Origin of the sequence: Symbiopectobacterium purcellii (assembly GCF_019797845.1) — a bacterium.
GTDB lineage: Bacteria > Pseudomonadota > Gammaproteobacteria > Enterobacterales > Enterobacteriaceae > Symbiopectobacterium > Symbiopectobacterium purcellii.
Genome location: NZ_CP081864.1, coordinates 1,594,243 through 1,619,096 on the forward strand (window position 1 = coordinate 1,594,243; position 24,854 = coordinate 1,619,096).

The 24,854-nt window shown below is 55.3% G+C and carries 18 protein-coding genes and 1 pseudogene; 16 read left to right on the plus strand and 3 right to left on the minus strand.

Annotated features, from left to right (window positions below; all coding sequences use genetic code 11):
* Position 1 precedes the first annotated feature (1 nt).
* Positions 2-316: a hypothetical protein gene (locus tag K6K13_RS07435; RefSeq protein WP_252120444.1), complete on the minus strand. Its 315-nt coding sequence runs from the start codon at positions 314-316 to the stop codon at positions 2-4.
* A 1,302-nt stretch (positions 317-1,618) separates the two neighbouring features.
* On the opposite strand from K6K13_RS07435, the gene tssB reads away from it, so the two are divergent.
* From tssB to K6K13_RS07515, 16 genes and pseudogenes are all read left to right on the plus strand, one after another.
* Positions 1,619-2,122 carry a type VI secretion system contractile sheath small subunit gene (gene tssB, locus K6K13_RS07440; RefSeq protein WP_222160206.1) on the plus strand — a complete coding sequence of 168 codons (504 nt, stop codon included), beginning with the start codon at positions 1,619-1,621 and terminating at the stop codon, positions 2,120-2,122.
* A gap of 32 nt (positions 2,123-2,154) precedes the next feature.
* Complete coding sequence (gene tssC, locus K6K13_RS07445; RefSeq protein ID WP_222160208.1) at positions 2,155-3,633, plus strand: type VI secretion system contractile sheath large subunit; 1,479 nt, start codon at positions 2,155-2,157, stop codon at positions 3,631-3,633.
* A gap of 5 nt (positions 3,634-3,638) precedes the next feature.
* A complete protein-coding gene (gene tssE, locus K6K13_RS07450; RefSeq protein ID WP_222160209.1) occupies positions 3,639-4,070 on the plus strand; it encodes a type VI secretion system baseplate subunit TssE in 432 nt (143 codons plus the stop codon).
* 18 nt (positions 4,071-4,088) lie between these two features.
* Positions 4,089-5,855, plus strand: coding sequence for a type VI secretion system baseplate subunit TssF (tssF, locus tag K6K13_RS07455; protein ID WP_222160210.1), 1,767 nt, complete (start codon positions 4,089-4,091; stop codon positions 5,853-5,855).
* Positions 5,819-6,817 (plus strand): type VI secretion system baseplate subunit TssG, encoded by a 999-nt coding sequence (tssG, locus tag K6K13_RS07460; RefSeq protein WP_222160211.1) that lies wholly within the window; start codon positions 5,819-5,821, stop codon positions 6,815-6,817. The genes tssF and tssG overlap by 37 nt, the downstream gene beginning before the upstream one ends.
* A gap of 36 nt (positions 6,818-6,853) precedes the next feature.
* Complete coding sequence (tagH, locus tag K6K13_RS07465) at positions 6,854-8,074, plus strand: type VI secretion system-associated FHA domain protein TagH (protein WP_222160212.1); 1,221 nt, start codon at positions 6,854-6,856, stop codon at positions 8,072-8,074.
* Positions 8,071-8,595, plus strand: coding sequence for a type VI secretion system lipoprotein TssJ (gene tssJ, locus K6K13_RS07470; protein WP_222160213.1), 525 nt, complete (start codon positions 8,071-8,073; stop codon positions 8,593-8,595). The genes tagH and tssJ overlap by 4 nt, the downstream gene beginning before the upstream one ends.
* A 2-nt stretch (positions 8,596-8,597) precedes the next feature.
* The gene (tssK, locus tag K6K13_RS07475; protein ID WP_222160214.1) at positions 8,598-9,938 is read left to right on the plus strand and encodes a type VI secretion system baseplate subunit TssK; all 1,341 of its coding nucleotides are present in this window, start codon (positions 8,598-8,600) and stop codon (positions 9,936-9,938) included.
* A 13-nt stretch (positions 9,939-9,951) separates the two neighbouring features.
* Positions 9,952-10,728 (plus strand): type IVB secretion system protein IcmH/DotU, encoded by a 777-nt coding sequence (gene icmH, locus K6K13_RS07480; protein WP_222160215.1) that lies wholly within the window; start codon positions 9,952-9,954, stop codon positions 10,726-10,728.
* Positions 10,729-10,741: 13 nt separating this feature from the next.
* Positions 10,742-13,381: a type VI secretion system ATPase TssH gene (gene tssH / locus K6K13_RS07485; protein WP_222160216.1), complete on the plus strand. Its 2,640-nt coding sequence runs from the start codon at positions 10,742-10,744 to the stop codon at positions 13,379-13,381.
* A 2-nt stretch (positions 13,382-13,383) separates the two neighbouring features.
* Positions 13,384-14,904, plus strand: coding sequence for a sigma-54 interaction domain-containing protein (locus K6K13_RS07490; RefSeq protein WP_222160217.1), 1,521 nt, complete (start codon positions 13,384-13,386; stop codon positions 14,902-14,904).
* Positions 14,904-15,452 (plus strand): type VI secretion system-associated protein VasI, encoded by a 549-nt coding sequence (gene vasI / locus K6K13_RS07495; protein WP_222160218.1) that lies wholly within the window; start codon positions 14,904-14,906, stop codon positions 15,450-15,452. Before K6K13_RS07490 ends, vasI begins: the two co-directional genes overlap by 1 nt.
* Before the next feature lie 11 nt (positions 15,453-15,463).
* Positions 15,464-16,870, plus strand: a complete 1,407-nt coding sequence (tssA, locus tag K6K13_RS07500) for a type VI secretion system protein TssA (RefSeq protein ID WP_222160220.1) — start codon at positions 15,464-15,466, stop codon at positions 16,868-16,870.
* A gap of 25 nt (positions 16,871-16,895) precedes the next feature.
* Positions 16,896-20,393, plus strand: a pseudogene (gene tssM, locus K6K13_RS07505) (type VI secretion system membrane subunit TssM).
* Between the two features lie 49 nt (positions 20,394-20,442).
* Positions 20,443-21,879 carry a VasL domain-containing protein gene (locus K6K13_RS07510; protein ID WP_222160221.1) on the plus strand — a complete coding sequence of 479 codons (1,437 nt, stop codon included), beginning with the start codon at positions 20,443-20,445 and terminating at the stop codon, positions 21,877-21,879.
* Between the two features lie 26 nt (positions 21,880-21,905).
* Positions 21,906-23,264 carry a tetratricopeptide repeat protein gene (locus tag K6K13_RS07515; RefSeq protein WP_222161003.1) on the plus strand — a complete coding sequence of 453 codons (1,359 nt, stop codon included), beginning with the start codon at positions 21,906-21,908 and terminating at the stop codon, positions 23,262-23,264.
* A 251-nt stretch (positions 23,265-23,515) separates the two neighbouring features.
* Here K6K13_RS07515 and K6K13_RS07520 read toward each other — a convergent pair whose 3' ends face one another.
* Together K6K13_RS07520 and K6K13_RS07525 are read right to left on the minus strand one after the other, a co-directional pair.
* Positions 23,516-23,863 (minus strand): urea transporter, encoded by a 348-nt coding sequence (locus K6K13_RS07520; RefSeq protein WP_222160222.1) that lies wholly within the window; start codon positions 23,861-23,863, stop codon positions 23,516-23,518.
* A gap of 230 nt (positions 23,864-24,093) precedes the next feature.
* Complete coding sequence (locus K6K13_RS07525) at positions 24,094-24,837, minus strand: SDR family oxidoreductase (RefSeq protein ID WP_222160223.1); 744 nt, start codon at positions 24,835-24,837, stop codon at positions 24,094-24,096.
* Between the last annotated feature and the right edge of the window lie 17 nt (positions 24,838-24,854).

A 24,854-nucleotide genomic window follows, 5' to 3' on the forward strand; every position in this document is an offset into this window, starting at 1 on the left:
GTTAGTTCTCCAGCGCGTCAGCCAGACCAGTGCCGGTGATCTTCTGGATCATCACCGTACCTGCCCATGAAATCAGCGCAATCATCAGTACCACGGCGTTGGCGGCCTGCTGGTAGTTGTAGTCAATCAAACGCAGGGAATAGGTTGTCAGTACGTCGGTTGCGGGTGTGGCGAGAATGACAAACAGGCTGATGCCCTTGATGCCGGAAATAAACGGCAGCAGGATGCCGGTCGCCAGCGGGCCTGATTGAATCGGAATCACGATACGGCGCAGGCGCGCCAACCAACCGGCACCGGCAATCTGCGCGGCTTTCATCGCCGCTTTGCACCCGTGCCGCATTCAGCAAAACGGAAAGCACCGGTGCCAGAATGATCCCGCTAAACAGCATCAGCAGCAGTGCACCAAGCCAATTGGCAGGTTCGTGGCTGGCGATAGACAGTGTGTGGCGTATCTTTGGCCACGCGTTTTTTCGGTGGCGGATTTCGGCTTGGTAAGACACGGATTTACCCCTGACTGTTGACGACAGGCAGGAATATAGCGAGGCAATGTTACAGTTTTTCGAGTTGGTTGCACCTATGTGCAAAACAGATGTTGCTGCTTATTGTTGTTAAGATCTGGAGGAAAGTGGGCCCTACATCGGGCACATTTTCTTCCTACAGTGTGGGTGACAACACGGATGAAGATGATTGGGATAGTACGATTAACGTGAGGTAAAAAGTCAGATTAATGGATTAAATGGAGCGACTTTTTTCAGTTTGCTTGACGGTTAGCTATCAGAATCTTCTCATTCCCTTTCCTTGGTAAATATTTTCCTGTAGGCGGACCCACAAGTAGCCTATTACGGACCTGCTTTGTTTTTATCGGGCAATCCCACTCAAAGAATATGGTTTTAAGCCTTTGTTACATTGCCCTTTTATCGTTTCCTGGTTCATTGGGTTTTGCTGGTTTGTCGTTGTTATAGATACGCAGGTTTTATGGCTTATGATGTTGTTATCTTCTGTCTTAACGTAAAAAAACAGAGATAAGAATAATTTTAAATCAAACTCGTGATGTTAATAATTTATTCTTTAACAATGATGTTTAATTAGTCGAAAGAAAAACGTATGAATAAGAATAATACCCAAGCTAATTACTTAACACGCTAACTATTTTATTTTTATCAAAATAAAAAGCGTATAAATATTATACCTGTATCTTCCTAATGAAAATCAGACGTTTTTTGTTCGATTTTTCCGGTTTTCTTAAAATAACGCATCAATGGATAGTGTTTAGTTATTTGTTTTTGTTGGTTTTTATTTGTTGTTTCAATGTGTAAAGTGTCTGATTTAAGACCCGTTGACCGTTGGTTTACATTATGTGTATGATTGACCAACGGATGACAACAATTGTTTTTTTATAGTTTTTGAGTAATTTTTTTACTCCGATTTACCGTGCGTGTGTGTCTTGAAATGTTTTTTTTCATTTTTTTAACACGATTTTTTTTATTTTATGTTTCTGGTCGAATGACAAATCTTATTTGCTCTCTGCTGGTGTGCTCTCTCATTGTTGATGACAGCATCCAGTGGGATTCGGCTTTACTTTTTTCGGGTGATGGCGCCCCTATACGAGTATTGACTTATGGCAAAAGGAACTGACGGTGCATCTGTCGCACCAAAAGAGCGTATTAATATCAAATATGTCCCCGCTACTGGTGGCCAGCAGGCGGAAATAGAGTTGCCGCTGACGTTGATGGTGGTAGGAAATATGAAAGGTCGCACCGAGGAGACGCCGATTGAGGAGCGTGACACGGTATCGATCGACAAAAATAATTTCGCCTCGGTAATGAAAGAAGCAAAGTTAGAATTGAATTTCAACGTTCCAAATCGCCTGGAAGACGATGCTCAAGATGATATGCCGGTGACGTTGAATATTACTTCATTGAATGACTTTTCCCCCGATCGTATTGCTCAGCAGGTGCCTGAATTGCGCAAGCTGCTCGAACTGCGTGAAGCACTCGTTGCCCTTAAGGGGCCGCTTGGCAATATTCCCGCTTTCCGCAACCGGTTACAGGATCTGCTCGCCAACGATGACGCCAGAGAGCAACTGCTGAAAGAGCTGGATCTGGTAAAACCGGCTGAATAATCAGTGCCCACTAACGAGATAGGGAAATAACAATGTCAATCATTGAAGCACAAACACAGGCCAACACGGCCAGTGCCTCCGGCTCGTTGCTGGATGAAATCATGGCGCAGGCGCGCATTACGCCGGTCGATGAAGGCTATAGCGTAGCCAAGCAGGGAATTGCGGCGCTGGTGGCCAATATTCTTGATAACGGTAATGCCGCAGAACCGGTTAACAAAGCGCTGGTCGATAGCATGATCGTCGAACTGGACAAGACATTGAGCAAGCAGGTCGATGTTATTCTGCATGCCAAACCGCTACAGGAACTGGAGTCTTCCTGGCGTTCGCTGAAACTGCTCGTCGATCGCACTGACTTTCGTGAGAACATCAAGCTGCTGGTACTCCATGCCACCAAAGAAGAGCTGCTGGATGATTTTGAGTTTGCACCGGAAATTACCCAATCAGGCTTTTACAAACACGTCTATTCCAGTGGTTACGGACAATTCGGTGGGCAGCCTATCGGTGGGGTGATCGGTGACTATGCCATGACGCAAAGCGCACCCGATATCAAACTGCTGCAATATGTCAGTGCCGTAGGGGCCATGGCGCATGCACCGTTCGTGTCTTCCGTCGCGCCGACCTTTTTTGGCGTCGACAGCTTCACCGATCTGCCGACCATCAAGGATCTGAAATCCGTATTCGAAGGCCCAGCCTATACCAAGTGGCGCTCACTGCGTGAGTCTGAGGATGCGCGCTACCTGGGATTGACCGCGCCACGTTTTCTGGCGCGCCTGCCTTACGATCCGGCAGAAAACCCCATCAAAGGCTTCAACTACAAAGAAGAGATCAGTGCCGATCACGATCACTATCTGTGGGGCAATACTGCCTATCTGATGGGGGCGGCAATTACCGACAGCTTCGCCAAATACCGTTGGTGCCCGAACATTATCGGCCCGCAAAGCGGTGGTGCCATTACCGACCTGCCCGTACACGTGTATGAAGCCATGGGGCAATTGCAGGCAAAAATTCCAACCGAAGTGCTGATCACCGACCGCCGTGAGTATGAGATGGCCGAAGAGGGCTTCATCACGCTGACCATGCGCAAGGACAGCGACAACGCCGCGTTCTTCTCTGCCAACTCGGTGCAAAAGCCCAAAGTATTCCCCAATACCAAAGAGGGTAAAGAGGCGGAAACCAACTACAAGTTGGGCACCCAACTGCCGTACATGTTCATCATCAACCGTCTGGCGCACTACATCAAGGTGTTGCAGCGCGAACAGATTGGCGTATGGAAAGAGCGTCAGGATCTGGAGCGCGAACTGAATACCTGGATCAAACAGTACATAGCCGATCAGGAAAACCCGCCAGCAGACGTACGTAGCCGCCGTCCGCTGCGTGCTGCACAGATTAAGGTGCTGGATGTGGAAGGGGAACCGGGCTGGTATCAGGTCTCGCTGTCAGTACGCCCCCATTTCAAATACATGGGCGCTAACTTCGAACTGTCACTGGTTGGGCGTTTGGATAAGGAATAAGACCGATGCCGTCACTTTCTGCCTGGGAACGAGGAAGTACGGCAAGTCTGTTCGATCGCATTCGGAGAGAGACGCCGCGCACGTCCCCTGAAACGGAACTTGAGACACTGATTTTGTCCATCAAACGTCAGTTGGACAATGTGCTCAATACCCGTCCGGGCAATTGCCGCAGTGCACCTGAGTTGGGCGTGATTGATTTCAATGACGCAACGCAAGGGGGCGCTGATATTTACGGCAAAATTTGCGAAGCGATCCGGCAGTGCATTTGCCGCTTTGAACCACGCATTGCGCATGTGGACGTGATGGATTCGGGGTCGTTATCGAATCCATTGGAGATGTCATTTTTGGTGACCGCTCACGTCAAACTGGACGATTTGGAGCAGGTCATGTCGTTCAACATTCAGATGGATAACCACCGCCATTACCGAATGGTCTGACCCTGTCATTGAGGCGCTATGTCATTGGAACAGTTTTTCAGGGATGAGTTGACCTTCTTGCGCTTGCAAGGGCGTGAATTCGCCAAGGCACATCCTGAGCTTACGCGCTTTTTGTCCGAGCAGACCACGGATCCGGATGTCGAGCGGTTGCTGGAAGGGTTTGCCTTTCTGACGGGAAGCCTGCGCGCCAAGCTTGAGGATGAGTTTCCGGAACTGACTCACGGTTTGCTGGGCATGTTGTGGCCGAACTATCTGCGTCCGGTGCCTAGCATGACCATCATGCAGTTTTCGGTGCTACCAGGTGCGCTGGCGCAACCGGCTTTCGTGGCCGGAGGGTGTGAGCTGGATAGCTTACCGATGGACGACGTGGTGTGCCATTTCCGAACCTGCCACGACGCCTGGATCTACCCGGCAGACATTCGTCAAATCCATGTACAAAGCTGCAATGACCTCTCCACTATCAGCGTAGATATTGCGCTGCACGACCCGCAATCGTTACAACAACTGCAATTGGATAAGCTGCGCTTTTACCTTGGTGGTGATGCCTATACCGCGTCTGAGCTCTATTTCTGGCTTGCCAGTAAACTGTCGCACATTGAACTGGAGGTCGAGGGACAGCGTTTTCGCCAAGAGGCGAGCGCGTTGAAAATGGTCGGATTTGAACGCGAAGATGCGTTGCTGCCATACCCCGGTAATGTCTACTCCGGTTATCGCATTTTGCAGGAGTATTTCTGCTTTCCAGAAAGCTTCCAGTTCTTTGAACTGTCCGGTGCCCTTTGGCCCGATTTGCCGATGACGCTCACCTCGTTTCGGCTGCATTTCTGTTTCGATCGTCCGTTGCCTGCCGAGCTGAAAATCCGGTCGGACGCTTTTCTGCTCAACTGTGTGCCCGCTATTAATCTGTTTCAGCACGACAGTGAGCCGATTAATCTCGACGGCCGTCAGACGGAGTATCCGCTCAAAGCCAGCTTCCGTCATGCCGATAGCTTTGAAATTTTTTCGGTGGACAGCGTGGAAGGGTGGGGGGAAGGGCGAGCCGTACGTTCGCGCGGCGTGCCACGACGCTATCAACCGTTTGAAAGTTTTCAGCATCAGATCGAACGCGCCAAATGGCGGTTGGCGCTTTACTACCGCATTCGGGTGAAAGAGGCTGTTAAGGGAAATGGTTTCGAACACCTGCTGTCATTTGTGCGTGGGGATGAGCGTGAAGCGATCAATCTTGATGAATCGATCTCGGTAGCGTTGACCTGCACCAACCGTGCTCGTGCCGCGCAACTGCCTGTGGGCAGTATCTGTGTGCCAACCGGCACATCGCCAACCTTTGCCACCTTTCGCAACCTGATTCGGCCCACCCGTCCGCTGCGTCCGGCGATGGACGGCAGCCTGCACTGGACGCTTATCTCAAATCTGTCACTCAACTATGTGTCGTTACTGCGCCGCGATGCGCTGGTGCAGATTTTGCGCACCTACGATTTTCCCGCGTTGCACGATAAGAAGGCGGAACAGGCATCGCGTAAGCGATTGGCAGGAATAGACGCCATTGAAACCACACCGATCGATCGGTTGGTTCAGGGAATGCCGGTGCGGGGGTTGAAATCGGTGCTGTCAGTGCGGCAATCGGCCTTTGGTAACGAAGGTGAGCTGTATCTGTTCAGTACCGTGCTGGCGCACTTTTTCTCACTGTATGCCAGCGTCAACGCCTTCCACCTGCTGGAGGTGGTTAATCTCGATAACAAGGAGCGCTACCGATGGCCGGTACAGATAGGTCAGCACTCGATGATGTGACGTTCTATCAGGACGCCTCGCGCTTTAATTTCTACCAGTTGGTTGAACTGCTCAATCAACTGGAAGGGGTGGATCTGGAACGGGCATTGGATTTTCGCCCAGAGCAGGAGCGATTGCGTTTTCGCTCCACGGCATCAATCGGTTTTCACCCCGGCGATATCGTGCAGGTGGAACGCGATGAGAACGGACGTCAGGCGCTCGAAGTTGCATTTTTGGGCCTGCACGGCAGCCAGTCGCCGATGCCGGGCTACTACCTGGACGATCTCGCCTGGGAGTATGCGCAGGGTGAACAGAAACTGGGACTGTTCCTCGATTTCTTCCATCACCGTTTGCTCACGCTGCTGCACCGCGCCTGGCGTAAATATCGCTACCACGTGCGGTTTCAGAACGATGGCGAGGACGGTTTTTCACGGCTGATGTTTGCGCTGGTTGGGTTGGGGAATGACGCAGTACGCGAGAGCCTGACGGTGAACCGCGCCAAGATGCTCTCGTATGCCGGGGTGCTCGCCAGCCCCAGCCGTTCGCCGGAAGTGGTGGCGGGGTTGGTGAGCCACTGTTTTGACCTCGAGGATGTGGAGGTGCTGGCCTGGCAAAAACGTCGGGTGGCGATCCACGAAAGCCAGCAGAACCGGCTTGGCAAAGCCAACATTGTGCTGGGAGGCGATTTTGTCATTGGTGACAACGTCAATGACTGCGCGGGTAAGTTCCTGCTGAAGATTGGCAATCTGAGTTTTGGCCGATTCCTCAGCTTCTTGCCTAACGGCGAGCACTTCCAGCCGCTGGTGCGCTTCGTCTCTTTTATTCTGCGCGATCAGTTGGCGTGGGATTTACGCCTTGGCTTTGCCGAGGATGAAGCGCAAGGGCTGCGGTTGGGCAGCGAGCAGAGCGGCATTTTAGGCTGGAGCAGTTTCCTTGGGCAGCCGCCGGCAGAGCCTTACGTAACGATCTGCGTTCAAGAATAAATCGTGTTTACGTATACATCGTGTTCAGGAGTCAATGTGACCGTTAGTCATCCACTCACTCTGGTTGTTCTCAACAGCGAACAGCTGGATATCAATTCTCAGGTGCAGCACGCGTTTGATCATAACGGCGGCACGCTGGGGGCATCAGAAAAGGACCATTGGCAACTGCGCGACAGGCTGGGTGCCGTGCTGCCGGAACACGCTCGCATTGAGATGCGCGACGGCCATTTCAGCCTGTGCGACCTGAGCGGGCAGTCCTTTATCAATGGCTCGCTGTCGCCGATTGGTCGCGGGCGCAACGTGCGGTTGTCACATGGCGATGAGCTGGTTATTGGCCCTTTTCGTCTCGGTGTGTACCTAAACGATCTGATGCAGGAGAAAAATATCGATCAACTGCTGGGGCAGGATAGCGCGAGTGGGCTTGATGGCTGGCTCGATGACACGACCAAACGTCAGACAACGACGGACGCACTAGGCGATGACGTCACTAACGATCCGCTGTGGGTATTGCAGCAAGAGCAGCGTCAGAGCCTGCTGAATACCCACGGTGGTCCTGCGGAGGCGGCGTTACCGACTGCGCTTACCACTTTTTCAGCTGCTGAGGACACCATGGACCAGAAATTTGTGGAACTACCCAACATCAATAATCCCCTTGTGACGCAGGATGCATCGGGTTCACTGGATAGCCACCTGTTGGCACCGCTGATGCGTGGTCTGGGTCAAACGCTGACGCTGGAGGATGCAAGACAACAGCGCGAGATGCTGGAAGAGATGGGAAAAAGTCTGCGCGCGATGGTGGAAGGTCTGCTGGCCTTGCAGCGTGAGCAAGGCGCATTGGCGGATACCCATCTGCGTCCGATTGAAGATAACCCGCTGCGTCTGGGACTGGACTATGCCGACACCTTGCCGTTGCTGTTTGCCGACGGAAAAAGCCCAGTTCACCTTTCTGCACCGGCAGCGGTGGCTGAAGTGCTAAATAACGTCCGGGTGCATCAGGCGGCAAACCAGCAGGCGATTAGCGTTGCACTGGAAACCATCTTGCAAGCGTTCTCTCCAGCCGCCTTGCTCGACCGTTTTGCCCATTATCGCCGCAGCGGCGAGCAGGAGGTGGTGGATGACGGTTGGGCATGGGACATGTACCAGCACTACTACCGCGAACTGACCTCTGTGCGCCAGCAGGGGTTTCAGAAGCTGTTTCAGCAGGTCTACGCCCAGGCGTATGACCGCGCGGTGCGTCAACAACAGGCGCAGCAATGATGTGGCGAGTGTTCTGTTTTGTCAGCCTGTTGGCGTTGCTGCCAGGCTGTACCACCCTCGGCAAGATGGCGAAAGTGGCTGCCAATCCCGATATTCAGGTGGGCAGTAACGACAATCAGCCCTCCACGGTGGGGTTTAGCCTGCTGGCAGAGCCGGACGTAAACCCCAACGAGAGCGGTGATGCCGCGCCCATCGAATTTCAACTGGTGCTACTGGCTGAGGATTCACGCCTGCTGGCCGCCGACTACGACCAGATCACCGAGGATATCGAAAAGGCGCTGACCAAGAATTATGTCAGTCATCAGGACTACACCCTGCTGCCGGGGCAGTTTAAGTACCTGCCGCCCGAAGCGCTGGATGCCAAGGTGCATTACATCGGTGTCATCGCGCGCTATGCCGATCCGGAGAGTGCGGAGTGGCGCAAGGTGATCAAACTGAAAAACACCGGCCGCAGTTATCAGATTCTGGTGCACCTGCGCCGGGATGAAGTCGACATCAAAAAAGACCAGGAAGAAGAATAACCATGTCGAGTCGAAATCGCGTTATTTGGCGGGAAGGGCTGTTCATCAAACCGCAGCATTTCCAACAGCAGCTACGGTATACCGACTACACCTTACACGCACGACTTAGCGCGCTCAGCGACTATTTCTATGGCCTGCAAACGTTAGCGATTAACGAAGAGTACCTCAACTTTGGCCGTATTGCGCTGGTTCACGCCAACGGTGTGATGCCAGATGGCACCGTGTTCAATATTCCCGGTGACGATGTGCTGCCACCGCCGCTGGAGATCACCGACGTAGCGCTCGCCAATCAAAAGGTCTATATCGCCTTGCCGCTGGCGGTAAGCGGTGTCAGTGAAGTCGGACAGCCGGGGCAGGGGGTTGCCAGCCGCTTGCAGGCGCATCGTCACGATGTACGCGATCTGCACAGCGAGGGCGGCGATGTGGCATCGCTCGACGTGGGCAAGGTCAGCCTGCGTCTGATGCTGGAGCGCGACGATCGCAGCGCCTACGCCTCGCTGGCCATCGCCACTATTCTCGATAAACGCCCCGATGGCGGACTGGTACTCGATCCAAATTTTATGCCGTGCAGCGTGAGCATCACGGCTATTCCTGCACTGAAACGCTTTTTGGGTGAATCCGCCGGGCTGGTCGCCGAGCGTGCGCGCAGTCTGGCACTGCGTATCGCCGCACCGGGACAACAAGGCGTCGCCGATGTGGCGGAATTCATGATGCTGCAACTGCTTAACCGCGCGCAGCCCCGCTTGTCCCACCTGGCGCGCCTCGGTACGTTGCACCCTGAACGGTTGCATGAAGTGCTGGTCTCGCTGTGTGGCGAACTGATGACCTTTACCGACGAGTCCCGACTGCCACCGGAGTTTCCTGCCTATCGCCACGCGCACCCGCAGAGCAGTTTCGAGCCGATCATGTTGGCGCTGCGTCAGGCGTTGAGCACCGTGTTGTCACCGCGTGCTGTCTCTGTCCAGCTCATCAAGCAGCCCTATGGGGTCATGGTCGCGGTGGTGGGGGATGCTGAGCTGTTGTCCAGCGCCGAGTTTGTGCTGGCGGTCAAGGCGCGGATGCCGCAGGAGCACCTGCGCAAGCAACTGTTGCAACAGACCAAGATTGCCTCCAGTGAGAAGATCCGCGAACTGATCAATCTGCAATTACCGGGCGTACCGCTGTTGCCGTTACCGGTTGCACCACGCCAACTGCCGTATCACGCCGGCTACAGCTATTTCCAATTGGACAGACAAAGCCCGTCCTGGCAGGTGCTGGTGTCCGGCAATACCCTGGCGTTCCATATTGCGGGCGAATTCCCGGAGCTGGATATGCAGCTCTGGGCTATCCGTGGTCAGGGTTAACTGAGGGGAAACGATGAGCATCGACGTGATTAAAAACGATCAACTGGGCGACCTGCTGTATGACCATGCCCGGCAACTGGATAGCGACTCTGATTACTGGTTCAGTCTGCGCGGCCAGAGTATTAACCCGATGATCGATGCGGTGACACCGCTGTTGGGAATGGTGGAGCGCGTGCGTCAGCTTGTGGCTTACGAAGACGTACCCGATCTCTATCAACGGGTGGTGTCCGAAATTCAGGCCATTGAGCAGGAGTTGCATGCCCATGGCTATGAAAACGGCGTGATCCTGTCGTTTCGCTACATTCTGTGCACCGTTATCGATGAGGCCGTGATGGCGCGGGAATGGGGATCACAGAGCATCTGGTCCGCCCATTCGCTGCTGACGCGGTTTCACAATGAAACCTGGGGTGGCGAAAAAGTGTTCGTGCTGCTGGATCGCCTTCAGGAAGACCCGGCGCGCTATCGCGATATTCTCGAGTTTATCTATCTGTGCCTGTGTCTCGGGTTTGAAGGACGCTATCGCGTGATGGTGCAAGGGCGCGAGGAACTGGACCGTGTGGTGCGAAAACTGTACGACGTGTTATATCCAGAACCTGCCGCCGTTCCTACGGTGTTTCATCAACATCTCGGGCAGCAGGTATCGCGCTATCGCCTGCGCAAACAGGTGTCGCTCAGCGTCCTGTTTCTCGGCCTGTGTGCCGTACTGGCTGCGGCGTTTGGCGCTTACTACTACCCGCTGATTCACCAAACCCAGGACGTGCTACGTCAACTGGGTGAATTGTTACAGTAACAGGAGCTGCACCGTGATTCGAATCGAACTGACTACGCTGGTTGAACGTCTCAACCCTGTGTGTCGCCATATGCTGGAACAAGCGGCGGCGCTCTGCATACAGCATCAGGGCGCGGAAATCCGCATCGAGCACCTGTTGATGAATATGCTGGATACGCCGCTGTGCGACGTGCGCGAGATTTGCAAACGCGCAGATGTGGATGTGCAGGCCCTCCGCGCCCAGCTCCAGCCCGCGGTTGCAGACAGTGATTTTGTAGCGGCGGGTTATCCCTCGTTTTCACCGCTGTTGGTCGAGTGGTTGCAAGATAGCTGGTTACTGGCATCGGCCGAGTTTCAGCACAGCCATCTGCGAAGCGGCGTGCTGCTCATGGTGCTGCTGATGATGCCAAACCGCTATCTGTCGGCAGCCGCATCGCGCCCGCTGGCACACATCAACCGTGAACTGCTGCGCCAGCAGTTTGATGAGTGGGTGAAAGCGTCATCGGAAACTGCGGTAGCGGTAAATGGCAGCGCCACCACAGAGCAAGCGGCTGCGGTGAGCACTCAGCTTGGACGCTATACCCAGAATGTGACTGAAGCTGCGCGTCAAGGGCAGCTCGATCCGGTGCTGTGCCGCGATCGTGAAATCGATGTGATGATCGATATCCTGTCTCGCCGCCGTAAAAACAACCCGATGGTGGTTGGGGAGGCGGGCGTGGGGAAAAGTGCGCTGATTGAGGGGTTGGCCTTGCGCATCGTTGCCGGATTGGTGCCGGAGCGGTTGCGTAACGTGGAACTGCTGACCCTGGATCTCGGGGCGATGCAGGCCGGCGCATCGGTAAAAGGTGAATTTGAGAAGCGTTTCAAAGGGGTGATGCAGGAGGTCAAAGACTCTCCCCAGCCCATCATTCTGTTTATTGATGAGGCGCATACCCTGATCGGTGCTGGCAACCAGGCTGGCGGGTTGGATGTTTCCAACCTGCTGAAACCGGCGCTGGCGCGCGGAGAATTGCGCACCATTGCCGCGACCACCTGTAGCGAATACAAAAAGTACGTAGAGAAAGATGCTGCGCTGTCGCGCCGTTTCCAACGGGTCAACGTGGGGGAACCGAGTGCGGATGAAAGCGCCGTTATCCTGCGTGGGTTACGTGCCATTTATGAAAACGCCCATGGGGTGCTGATTGATGAGGACGCGCTGCATGCGGCAGCACACCTCTCCGCGCGCTATATCTCCGGTCGTCAACTGCCGGATAAAGCGATTGATGTGCTGGATACCGCCTGTGCGCGGGTTGCCATCAACCTCACTACGCCCCCCCGAGCTGTCAGCCAGTTACAGACGCGTCTGCATCAGCAGGAGATGGAGATCGCACAACTGGAACGCCAGCGTCGCATAGGACTGGGTGACACCGTTGAACGACTGGCGACATTGCGCGCCGAGTGTGAAACCTGTGTCGCAGAACTGGCGCAACGGGAGAATGACTGGCAGCAGCAGAAGCATCATGTAGAGCGCATTATCGCCTTGCGCACTGCACTGCTGGCCGATGCGCTTCCCGACGTTGAACTACCGGATAATCTCGAGGCGATGGCCGATGAGTTAGCAGCCAGCGAGCGTGAATTGGAAGCACTCCAGCAGGCGTCTGTATTGGTGTCACCCCACGTGGATAAAACCCAGATTGCCGCCGTGATCGCCGAGTGGACCGGGGTGCCGCTCAATCGGATTTCACAAGGGGAAATGGAGGTCGTCACTCGTCTGCCTGAGTTCCTGGGCGAAACGATTAAAGGTCAAACCTTGGCCATCGCACACCTGCACAAGCATCTGTTGACGGCGCGAGCCGATCTGCGTCGTCCCGGCCGACCGTTGGGCGCTTTCCTGCTGGTTGGGCCGAGCGGCGTTGGGAAAACGGAAACGGTGTTGCAGATTGCCGATCTGCTGTTCGGCGGACGCCATTATCTGACCACCATCAACATGTCGGAATATCAGGAAAAACACACGGTATCGCGTCTGATTGGTTCACCGCCGGGCTACGTGGGGTTTGGTGAAGGCGGTGTGTTGACAGAGGCCATTCGTCAGAAACCTTACTCCGTGGTCCTGCTGGACGAAGTGGAAAAAGCCCATCCGGACGTACTTAACCTGTTCTACCAGGCGTTTGATAAAGGTGAATTGGCCGATGGTGAAGGGCGGGTTATCGACTGCCGTAACGTGGTGTTTTTCCTTACGTCTAACCTCGGTTATCAAACCATTGTTAACTATGCGGGCTATGCATCGCTGGATGAGCAGGATGCACGCGCGAATGCGCTGCTGGATGCGCTCTATCCTGAACTGGCGGCATTTTTCAAACCAGCGCTATTAGCGCGTATGGAGGTCATTCCCTACCTGCCGTTGGATCATGCCACGATGGTCGCCATCGTTCACGGCAAGTTGGCGCGCTTGGTGTCACTGCTGCAACAGCGTTTTGGTGCCGAAACCGTGATCGATGAGGCGGTGCCGGAGGCGATCCTGCGTCTGGCAAACCGCAGTGAAAACGGGGCGCGGATGCTGGAATCGGTGATTGATGGCGCGTTGCTGCCGCCGGTTTCATTGCAACTGCTGCAACGCCTTTCCGCGGGCGAGCCGGTTCGTCGGGTGCATTTCCATGTGAAAGATGACCAGTTCCAGTCTGAGGTGGAGGGCTGAGTATGCAGCGAGCCCTCGATCTGGCGCTGGCGTTAACGCAAACCCGAGACGAAGCGACGCTGCGTGACTGGCTGCTGGAGACCATTCAGCGCGTCTGGCAACCTCAGGGTGTGTTGTTGGGCATGCTGGATGTCAGCGGTCGACAACTGACCTGCTACGGGCGCGTCCTCGATGCACCGGTATCGTTACAACTGGCGGTCGATGATTTTAGCCACCCACTGGCCTATGTATTGCACAAGAATCAGGTGCGTACCTGGGATTCACTGTACGGTGGCGCGCGTATCGAGCATCACGATTTTCGTCAAATGTTGTGCCGTGTTGGCACGGCCTGCGGGCTGCATGCGCTGCCGCTGTCGGCTGAAAATGGCAAGCCGCTGGCGGTGTTGGCGCTGCTGGATTCTTCTGAGCGCCTGTTCGCGCTGCATCACAGCGGTGAGGGGGTGCGCCTTGGGCATGTGTTCTGCTGTCAACTGATGCTGCTACGTCAGTTAGCCATTACCCAGCGTGAACAGACGGCGCTACGCGATTCACTGCGTCAAATCAAAGATGAAGACGTGCATCGCCGCGATCGGGAAAAGCAGGTTGAAGCGACGCTCATCGGTCAGTCTGCTGCCACCAAGGCACTGCACACGCAGATCTATCAGGCGGCGCATCATCGCCTCTCGGTATTGATACTCGGTGAAACCGGCGTAGGCAAGGACGTGGTAGCGCGCTTGTTGCACCAGTGTTCTGAGCGCGCGGATAAGCCTTACGTCGCGATCAACTGTGCGGCGATCCCAGAGAATCTGGTGGAAAGTGAGCTGTTCGGCTACGAAAAAGGTGCGTTTTCCGGGGCGCAGAGCAACAAGGTGGGGCTGGTGGCACAGGCTAACGGCGGTACGCTGTTTCTCGATGAAGTGGGCGATATGTCACCGTTGATGCAGGCCAAGCTGTTGCGCGTGCTGGAAACACACCGTTTCCGGCCGCTCGGTGCGGGCAAGGAGAGCCATTCTGATTTTCGCTTGATTGCGGCGACGCACCAACCGTTGGAGCAGCGCGTGGCAGAAGGCACCTTCCGTCAGGATCTCTACCATCGCCTGTGTCAATGCCTGATGCAGATCGCGCCGCTGCGTGAACGTCCGGATGATATCAGTCTGTTAAGCGAACACTTTATCGGACGGATTTCCCTCCAGCAGCAGAAGCGTGTCGGGCCGTTGCACCGCGCTCTGTTACGCCAACTGGTGGGGTATGACTTCCCTGGCAATGTGCGTGAATTGCGAAACCTGCTGGAGATTGCCTGCGCGCATACGCCGGAAGGGGAAACGGTGACGTTGGCGGCCTTGCCACAAGAGGTTCGCGACCGCATGGCGGGAAGTGCAGAGGAAACGAAAACGCATTTTCAGGAGATCCACGATCTGCGTGTTGCTACCCAGCAATATGAGGCCGCGGTGATCAAAGCACGTATGAGCCAGTTTCATGGCAACCGCCTGCTGGTGGCGGAGAGCCTCAATATTCCTAAATGTCAGAAGCTGGAGGTGAATTGATGCTACTGAGCGCATTACCGCTGCTGTTAGCGACGGCGGGTACGCCCGAACTGGCCTGGCTGACATTGTGGGAACAGTGTCGCAGTGAAACTTCATCACAAGTACGACTGGCCTGTTATGACGCACTCAGCCGCGAAGGGGAGCGCGTGCGGACGATGTCGCCTGCGGCGCAAAGCACTGCCTTCCAGTTACGGCGTGAAGAAAACAGTGGCGACATGACCTTAACGCGCCCGCTGGCGGAGGGTAATCAACTGGTGGTGAGCTGCACCAGTAACATCACGTACCTGCGGCTGACGCTGGCAACGCCCTGGGAGGGCGAGACGGTTAGCGCACAGCTGGACGGAATCCGCAGCGCGGACAACTGGTTTGTACGCAACCATGGACGGCTGCTGGAGTATGGACGCGGTTTACCGGCGATCGATGCCCTTAAACGCTGGATAGGACATCAGCACGCCGTGTTGATCGATGCCAGCGGCAAACCGCTGCGCATTGACCTCACCGGGCTTACGGAGGCGCTGATGCCGTTGCGTCAGCAGTGTCACTGGTGATGGAGGTATCGATGCATACCCATCCGTGGGCCACACGCCTGCTGACGCCGCTGTCGGACGATCGCTTACGCGCCGCTGTGGCGGCAGACGATCCCATATGGGAACAGGTGGAAAACGAACTGGTCAAGCTGGGATCGCTGGCGCACAGCCAGGTAGATCTCAACGTGGTAGCGGGACAATGCCTGCTGCTGTTGGAAACGCGCACCAAGGATATGCGGGTGCTGGCGCAGTTGTTGCGCTGTTTGCAGCACCCCGCGAAGGCGACGCCATTCACCAGCGCGTTGACGTTGTTGGATGCCTGGCTGACGCACTACTGGCACGTTGCCTGGCCAGCCAGCCCGGTGCAGAAACAGAAAGTGATGATTCAGATTGTGCGCCGCTTCGAGAGCGTACTGCCACGCGCTGTGGAAAACGCTTCTGCCAGCGAAGTGGAATTGTTGGAGCGTCAGGCGCTGGCGTTGTCAGAACGCTGGTGTCAGCTCGCGAGCGATAAAGCGGCACTGACGGATGAACTGGTCGGCAGTATCAGCCGTGTGCGGCAGCGCCAGCAAGTACAAGCTCAGACCGATCGTGAAGTTGCGCCCGTCTCCACATCGCCTCCTGACGTCGCCTCTTTCAGCGCCGCGGTGCCAGCACCGGCCAGCATTGTAGAGATCAATGCTTCTGATGAACGTGGCTTGCGTCAGACACAGCTCAATGTCGCGGCGCTGCTGGTTGAGCGCCAACCGGATGCACCCGTCGGCTACCGGTTGCGGCGCAATGCCGTGTGGTCTGGTATTACCACACCGCCGATAAGTACGCAGGGGAATAAAACCCAATTGGCGCCGGTATCGCCGGATCGGGTGGATGAATACCAGAGCGCGCTGACGCAAGCGGATCACAGCCTGTGGCAGCGCGTCGAACAGAGTCTGGTGCTGGCACCTTACTGGTTTGACGGACATATGATCTCCGCTGCGGTCGCGACCCACCTCGGGCATACCGCCGTTGCCCACGCTATTGCTGATGAGCTATCTGTCTTTCTCCAACGGGTGCCGGAATTGCAGGCGCTGGCGTTCAGTGATGGTTCGCCCTTTCTAACCGGGAAATGTAGCCAATGGTTGCAATCCAGTCAGCCAGCACGCGGTGCCGGCAGGGGGCAAGCGGGGTTGGCAACGGAAGTCGCCAACTGTCGCGACGAAAAGGACATCAATGCGGCGCTGGCGCTGATCGATGACCGAATGCGTCACCTGAAATCACCGCGCGATCGCTTTTATGCTGAGTTGGTGCTGGCGGATTTACTGATGGACGAGGGCATGAAGGCGCTGGCTGCCCAGCACTATCAGCATCTGTGGCAGACCTGTCAGCGTCTGGGCCTGATGCACTGGGAGCCAGAAATGGTGGACCGTATGGAACGGTTGGCTGCGATCCGCCAACGATAAGAGATTCAGGAGTGAGTGGTTACCTATGTTCAAAACAATGTTAACGTTTTTGCGTAAGCAATTGCCAAAATTGAAACCCTCCTGGCTGTTGCTGGGCGTGTTGCTGTGGAGCGTTGTGCTGATCGTGGCCTGGTGGTTCGGCCCGCGTTTGCAAGTGGGGGAATGGCGTCCGCTGCAAGGGCTATGGGAACGGGTGGTGTTCAGCGTTATCTGGCTGTGGCTCGGCTTTGCCTACAGCGCCTGGTGCGTTTGGCGACGCGTTCGACAACTGCGCGCCGAACGGCGTGAACAGCAGGTCATCGAACAGGATCCATTGCAACGAGATGTTGATCATCAACAAACCTTCCTGGATCGCTGGCTGGCTGCGTTTCAGAACCAGCTAGGGGCACGGGCGTTGTACACCATGCCGTGGTATCTGATGATTGGGCTGTCGGGAAGCGGTAAAAGTAGTCTGGTGCACCGTGCCAACCCTGCCAATAAGCTCAATCCCAAGCTGGATGCGGAGCTGCGGGATATCGCTTCCGGACAGCAGGTAAGCTGTTGGGTAGGGGAGTCGGCGGTGATTTGGGACCCGAGTGGTCAACTGTTGGCTCAGCCTGGACTGGATAGCGATCTGGACGGGCAGCGTCATGCGCGCCTGTGGCAGCATCTACTGCAATGGTTATGTGAAAACCGTCGGCGTCAGCCACTCAACGGGCTGGTTTTTACCATCGATATTGCCTGGCTGGCTCAGGCCAGCGTGGCGGAACGCAAAGCCTACGCGCAGGTGATGCGGGCGCGATTGCAGGATATTGCCGTCAACATCAATACCCGGTTGCCGGTGTATATCGCCTTGACCCGCCTGGATATGTTGAGCGGGTTTGACAAAGTGTATCGCCAGCTTAACCGCGAGGCGCGGCAGGCGGTGCTCGGCGTGACGTTTACCCTCGAATCGAGTCGGGGCAACGCGTGGCTGGAGGACCTGGCTGACTTTTGGGATACCTGGACGGAGCACCTCAACAGTAACTTGCCGGACATGCTGCTCAATCACAGCGATCGCACCGTGCGCAACAACCTGTTTGCCTTTGTACGCCAGTTGGCCGGATTGAAAGCGTACGTGCTTGAAGTTTTGACAGAAACCGTGACGGCGGGCGATGAGCGTGCTTTCATGGTGCGCGGCCTGTATGCCTGCTCCGTCTATCAACAGGGAGTACCGTTCGATGCCTTTGCCCAGTCCGCGTCACGGCGTTACCAGTTGCCTGAACCGGTGAACAGCGCGATGCGAGGGGAGTCGACCACCTTTTTCGTACAGCGCCTTTTCCCTGACGTGATCTTTTCCGAAGCGAGCCTGGCAGGGGAGAGTCGTCTGCACCATGTCTATCGCCGTCGCCGTTTGAGTATCGGTATCAGCGTCATGGCCGTGGCGGGCATCGCCTTGATCGCAGGCTGGCACCATTTTTATCGTGTCAACGAAGAGGCTGGGCGCAACGTGCTGACCAAAGCGCAGGCTTTTATCGGCACCAATGAACTGGAAGGGCAGCCGGGCTACGGTTTCCAGCAGTTACCGCGTCTGAATCTGATTCGTGATGCCACCTTGTCGTTCGGTAACTACCATGAGCGCACGCCGATGTTGGCGGATCTTGGCCTGTATCAGGGCGGGAAGATCGGGCCGTTTGTCGAAGGCTCCTATCTGCAAATGCTCAACCAGCGCTTTCTGCCTGCGGTGATGCAGGGGTTGCTGGAGGATTTGGTGCAGGCGCCGGCCAACAGTGAACACAAGCTGACTATCCTGCGCGTGATGCGCATGCTGGATGATGCCTCGGGGCGTAACAATATGTTGGTTAAACAGTATATGGTCCAACGCTGGCAGCGCGCGTTTCCGGGGCAAGGCCAGGTGCAGGAGCAACTGATGCAGCACCTGGACTACGCACTGATGCACACGGATTGGCACCGTGACCGTGAGCAGAAAGAGACGGCGGCAATAAGCAACTTTCAACCGTTCAGTGCGCCGATCGCAGCAGCACAGCGGGAATTGGGCAAGCTCCCGATGTACCAGCGGGTGTATCAGAGTCTGGTGATGCGCGCGCTGGAGGTGTTGCCTCCCTATCTGGCCATTCGTGATGAAGTGGGCCCGACATTTGAATCAACGTTTACTCTGCGCAATTAAAGTGCAGGCAGCGTGCCGCGCTTTCTCACCTATCCGGGGTTTATCGATTACTACCTCAAGCAGGATAAAGCGCTGCTGGATATGACGGCGCTGGATGCCTGGGTGTTGGGACAACGGGAGCGTGTTCAGTTTAGCGACGCGGACCGGCGCGAGATATTGCGTCAGGTAAATGATCGCTATGTTACCGATTACATCAACCAGTGGCAGAAAGTGCTGGCCAATATCGATGTGCAGACACTGGCAACACCGGAGCATGCACTTGATATCCTGACGGAGATCACCGGCAACGATCAGCCGTTCCAGCGCGTGCTAACCACGGTCAGTGACAATACCCGTATCCGCAAGCTGGCTGATGACGACAACGATACGGCGCAAAACATCAATACCCGTGCAGGTCGCCCCTTCATGACCATCAACGCGGCGTTGAACGGTCGGGGAGAACTCGGTCCGCTGGTGCAGGAAGTGAACCAGAAGCTGACTGACCTCTACCACTATCTGGATCAGATAGTGAATGCCACCGATCCCGGGCAAGCCGCACTGAAAGCGCTACAGGCGCGTCAGGGCAACAAATTTTCCGATCCGTTGTTCGCCTTGCAGCAGTATGCGCGCGGCCTACCGGCACCGCTCGATCGCTGGGTGGGCAGACTGGCTGCGGAAAGTACCAGTCTGGTGACCGGGCTGGCGATGTCTTCACTCAATGATGAGTGGCTGAATAAGGTGGTGACGCCGTTTAACGACAAGCTGGCGAATCGCTACCCGTTCAATCCCTCGTCCAATAAGGATGTCCCACTGTCAGAAATGGAACAGTTCTTTATGGCGGGCGGCACGCTGGACAGCTTCTACCAGACCAACCTCAAGGCCATGCTGGAGAGCGGGATGTTGGAGGAAGGCATGTCGACACCGGGCCAGGCTGAACTGATGAAGCAACTGGATCGCGCCAACCGTATCCGACAGACGCTGTTTAATGCGCAAGGCAGTCTGGAGGTGCATTTTGTACTGGAACCCCTTGAGCTGACTGCAAATAAACGCCGCAGCGTGTTGAACCTTGACGGCCAGTTGTTGGAATACACCCACGGTCGCCGCCTGAAGACCCCGCTGGTGTGGCCGAACAGTATGCGCGATGGGGCGGAAAGCAAACTGACGCTGGTGCCGGACGATCGTGAGCGTTCGCCGCGCAGTGTCAGTTTCAGCGGGCCCTGGGCAATGTATCGCCTGCTCGACAGCGCCCAGCTTACTCAGGTCAACGACAACACCTTTGATGTACGCTTCGGGGTGGAACAGGGAGCGATGACCTATCGCGTCTACACCGATGCCAGCCATAACCCGTTTGCGGGCGGTCTGTTCAGCCAGTTTACGCTGCCTGAGTCTCTCTACTAACTAACCGGGTGGGCATCCAGCGTGATGCCTGCCTGCGAGATGACGTGATATGCAAGATGCACAACAGGCCCTGAATGTGGGCCGCGATCCACGGATGTTGCCTGAGTTTGATGCGTTGCGGGCAGAGATCAACAAGCTGAGTCACGCCTCACGCCCCGATATTGACTGGATGCGGGTGCATGATATGGCGACCACGCTCTTTGAGAAACAGGGTGTGGACCTGCAAACTGCCCTTTACTTCGCGCTGGCACGCTCACGGCTGGCTGGGCTGAGCGGTTTTACCGAAAGCTGTGAGTTTCTCGCCAACCTTATTGTCACCCAGTGGGACAACTTCTGGCCGCCGGTGCATCAGGAACGGGCACGGGTGGAGATGCTGGATTGGTTTATTGCCCGAATCAGCGAAGTGATTCGTCAATATGACATCAGTCACGAAGATAAGCGGTTGGTGTATCGCTGTGAACGCGCACTGCAACTGATGAGTGAAAAGCTGCATAACGTCAGGCTGAGCCGTATTCCGCGCGTGGAGAACTTGCTGCACTTTATTGAAGGCTATACCCACCTGTTTGATGAATCGGAAATTGTCCTCGTTTCTGATGAGCTCACGCTGAACAAACAGGACATGCAGATCCCGCCGATGGTGTTTTTCCACACGGACAAGGCAGCCGCCGCAGTGGGGGCGGGGGAGCCGAACGCCAGTGATGAGAAGGCTCCCGCGCCGACGGGCAGTATTCTCATCGGACGGGAAAAAGGGCAATTAAAGCCGACAGTGGTAAAAATTGAGGCGCACAAGAAACCCAAACCGGCCTGGTTGTGGTTCATGGCAGGTGCATTGAGCTGCGCGCTTCCCGTGGCGGCCTTTAGCGCCTGGCACTATGTGCAGGAGCAAAAGGCGCACGCGCTGGCGTTGGTGCAGCAGCCGGCCTCAACGCTGCCGAGTGCGCCGGATCACACGGCGATCCGCAACGCGCGCATTGTGTTGGGGGAGCAAGAACTGCAAAGCATGGAGGGTGCGCTGATAGGCCATTATCAGACGCGATTGGATCAACTGAAAAATACCTCGCCACTCTACCTCTATCAGTATTGCGATGGGTTGAAGAACGTCATGCACCAGCTTTATCCCGATTCATTGGCAGTGAAGGAGATGGAACGTCAGTGGCAACGTTCGCTTGACCAGCTTCAGGGAGAACAACCGCGTATTACCGGCTACGAGCAGGCGCGAGCCAACGTTGACAATACCTTGCAAGATTTGCTCGAGCTTGAACGGCAGCGGCGCACGGTGACCCTATCCTACCTCAAAACCAAACTGTACGATCTGCAAAAGGTATTGGCCGCGGATGTGCCTTTCACTTTGCGTTTGCGTGAGCTTGAAGCGCGCAACGCCAAACATCAACCCCTCTCTGCAACTGAACTGCGTGGAATTGAGGATGAGTTGCGGGCTTTCTCCATCAGGCTGTATCGCCTGCAACAAGGCGATGCGGTACGTTAACCATGAAATCAAACGGTCTGGATAGCATGTTTAAAGATAAACGACGCGTACTGGTGCTAGCGGTGTGCAGTTTGGTGGCGTGCCAGGCTCCGGTAACCATGCAGTCAGAAGCAGAACTCACTGCGTCGGCGCAACGGGGTAACGGTGAGGCGCAGTATCAGTTGGCGAGGCAACTGGCTGAGCAGCGAAAATATCCGGAAGCGATGAAGTGGATGCAACAAACAGTCGAAGAGACGCAACGCGCTGCACCCCTTGACAGACGTGCCTCTGCGGCTCTGCAAGTCGGCGACTGGTACCAGGATGGACTGGGTGAACCGAAGAATGCGTCTGCCGCACGGCGTTGGTGGAACACTGCCTCGCGCCTCGGTAACGGTGAAGCTGGGTATCGGCTGGGAATGGCTTGTCAGACACAGCATCAGGACAAGCTGGTTGCTGCCTGTCTGGATGATTTTGAAGCCTCCGCGGCCAATGGCTACGCGCCATCACAGCTGAAGGTGGCGCAATGGCATGCCAGCCGCACAGGTGGCGAGGCTGAGGCCGTCAATTGGTTGCAAAAGGCCGCTGAGCGCGATAATCGGGATGCGCAATATCAACTGGCAAAACGCTATGAGCAGGGCAGCGGTGTGGCGGTTCGGCGCGATCTCGCGGAACGGTGGTATTTCCGCGCGGCAACGCTCGGTCAGCCGCAAGCACAACTGTGGATGGCACAACATGAAGGTGGGCAGAACGCGCTGGCTTGGTATCAACGGGCAGCGATCAACGATGAGCCGACCGCACAGCTGTGGCTGGGCAAGGCGTATCGCGAAGGCAGATTGCTCCCCCTGGATGGACAGAAATCTCATGACTGGCTGACGCGTGCGGCAGCAGGGGGCTCGGGCGAAGCCAGCTATTTACTCAGCCAGCAACACCCCCAGCACCAGGGGCGTGAGCAACTGTTACAACAATCCTCTGCGGCGGGGTATTTGCCCGCGCAGCGTGAATTGGGGGATGTATTTTTTAAACGCAACCTGCTGGAACGTGCGCGTGAAGAGTACGCAAAGGCCGCGATGGCTGGTGATACCGTTGCACGCGTGGCCTATGCCGACATGCTGCGGCTTGGGCTAGGCGGTAAAACGGATTATACGACGGCGGCAAAACAGTACTGGCTGGCGGCACAAACCGGAAACCGCATGGCGCAATACCGGATGGGCATGATGCGCCAGGATGGGATGGGGGTTTCGCGTAACCGCATTCATGCGTATGCCTGGTATGCCATGGCGGCGACGGAGGGGATGAACGACGCTATCCATGCGCGCAACGATCTGGAAGCGGTGATGCAACCTAATGAAATCAACGCCGGGCAGCGACTGGCACTGCACTGGTCGTCAGGGAAAATGGAAGAGTAGAGAAGGGATGTTTACCTGAACCAGGGCATAGTCAGTAACCAGTAATACAATCAAGAATTAGGACAACGTGGGGTTGCGATCTGCAAAAGACCGACAGGGTTGTTGCTTCCTGGCGGAGAACGATGTTTTCTCTGGAAATGCAACAGTATTTATCACCGCCACTTTGCTCACGTTAAAAAGGGGAGGTACAGGAAATAAGATACGGGTTATATTTGAAATAGGTAACGCTGAGACCTGGGGAAAATAGCTTGTTAACCCTGTTTTTTCTTACAATAACGATAAGATTTGTAACTCAGGGGTAAAGCGCCAATATGATAGGTACAAAACAAGCCCACAAGGGTCACAATAACATTGCTGATAAAAGATGCAGTGCTCATCGGATATTTAAAATAAATGTTTAAAATAAACACACTAATAATCAGTGACACTATTGAAAATACGTTATAAAAACGATCCTTTAAAATAGGTACTAACGAAAGTAATGTTATCTCAGTATCACCCTCTTTTACCCCACGTCGGATGCGCTTTTGCATAAGCGCAATCTCTTTCGGCGTGAAGCCATGTTTCAGCAGTGTTGCTTCCATTTCATCGTTGTTCATGTTTGATCCTTCAATTTTTTGGCCGCCATGCAAGTATATCTCATTCTATCTAATTGAATGTATGACTATTTACTGCGTTCTGTGTCATTAGGAGTGAAAGATGAGCATGATTTAGCCTATGGTCAAACGATAAAGCCTTTTGCCAAGCATATACGGGCGGCCCCGATCGGCATATGACATCCGTAATCATGGGGTGCCGCCCGTCCCAGCTAGCTGACTGGTTGTCGATATCAATGCCCATTGATCCGTTCAAACACCTGAGCAAAGCGTCCTTCTCGCTCGGCCAATCGCTGAAGTCGGGCACGTTCGACAATGATTTCTTCTGGCGTAGGCGTTTCGCAAAAGAGCGCCATCACCTCATCGATAAACGCGCCGAGCGGCAGGTATCCTTCCCGGTTGGCCTGACCTGGCGTAAGTTCGGTCTGGACTGCGGGTGGAACCAGTTCGATGACTTCTATCTGCCCGGCGAGTCGATGACGTAAAGATTGGGTCATGGAATGGATAGCCGCTTTGGTTGCGCTATAGATGGCCGCATCAGTGCGCGGTACAAACGCCAGACCGGACGACACATTGACGATAACAGCGCCCGACTGGCGCTTGAGATGATCAAGCAGGGCGTTAGTGAGACGGACAGGTCCGAGTAAATTGGTCGTAATATGCGCCTCAGCATCCAGCAAATCGCTCTTGGTACTGAGATCGTCGTAACGCATAATGCCTGCATTGTTGATCAGTACATTAAGGGTGGGGTATTCCTCCACAACTCGCTGTGCAAACGCGCTAATGTCTGTCGGGTCATCGATATCAAGTTCAATTGCATGCATATTCGCTCTTCCTGCAATCGTCTCCTTGAGGGACTGCAAGCGCCTGCCGCTGACAATAACGGTATTGCCCAGTTCGTGGAAGCGCAAGGCAAGTTCCCGGCCAATGCCCGAGCCACCCCCGGTAATAAGTATGGTGTTATTTGCTGTTTTCATGCTGAACGCTGCCTTTT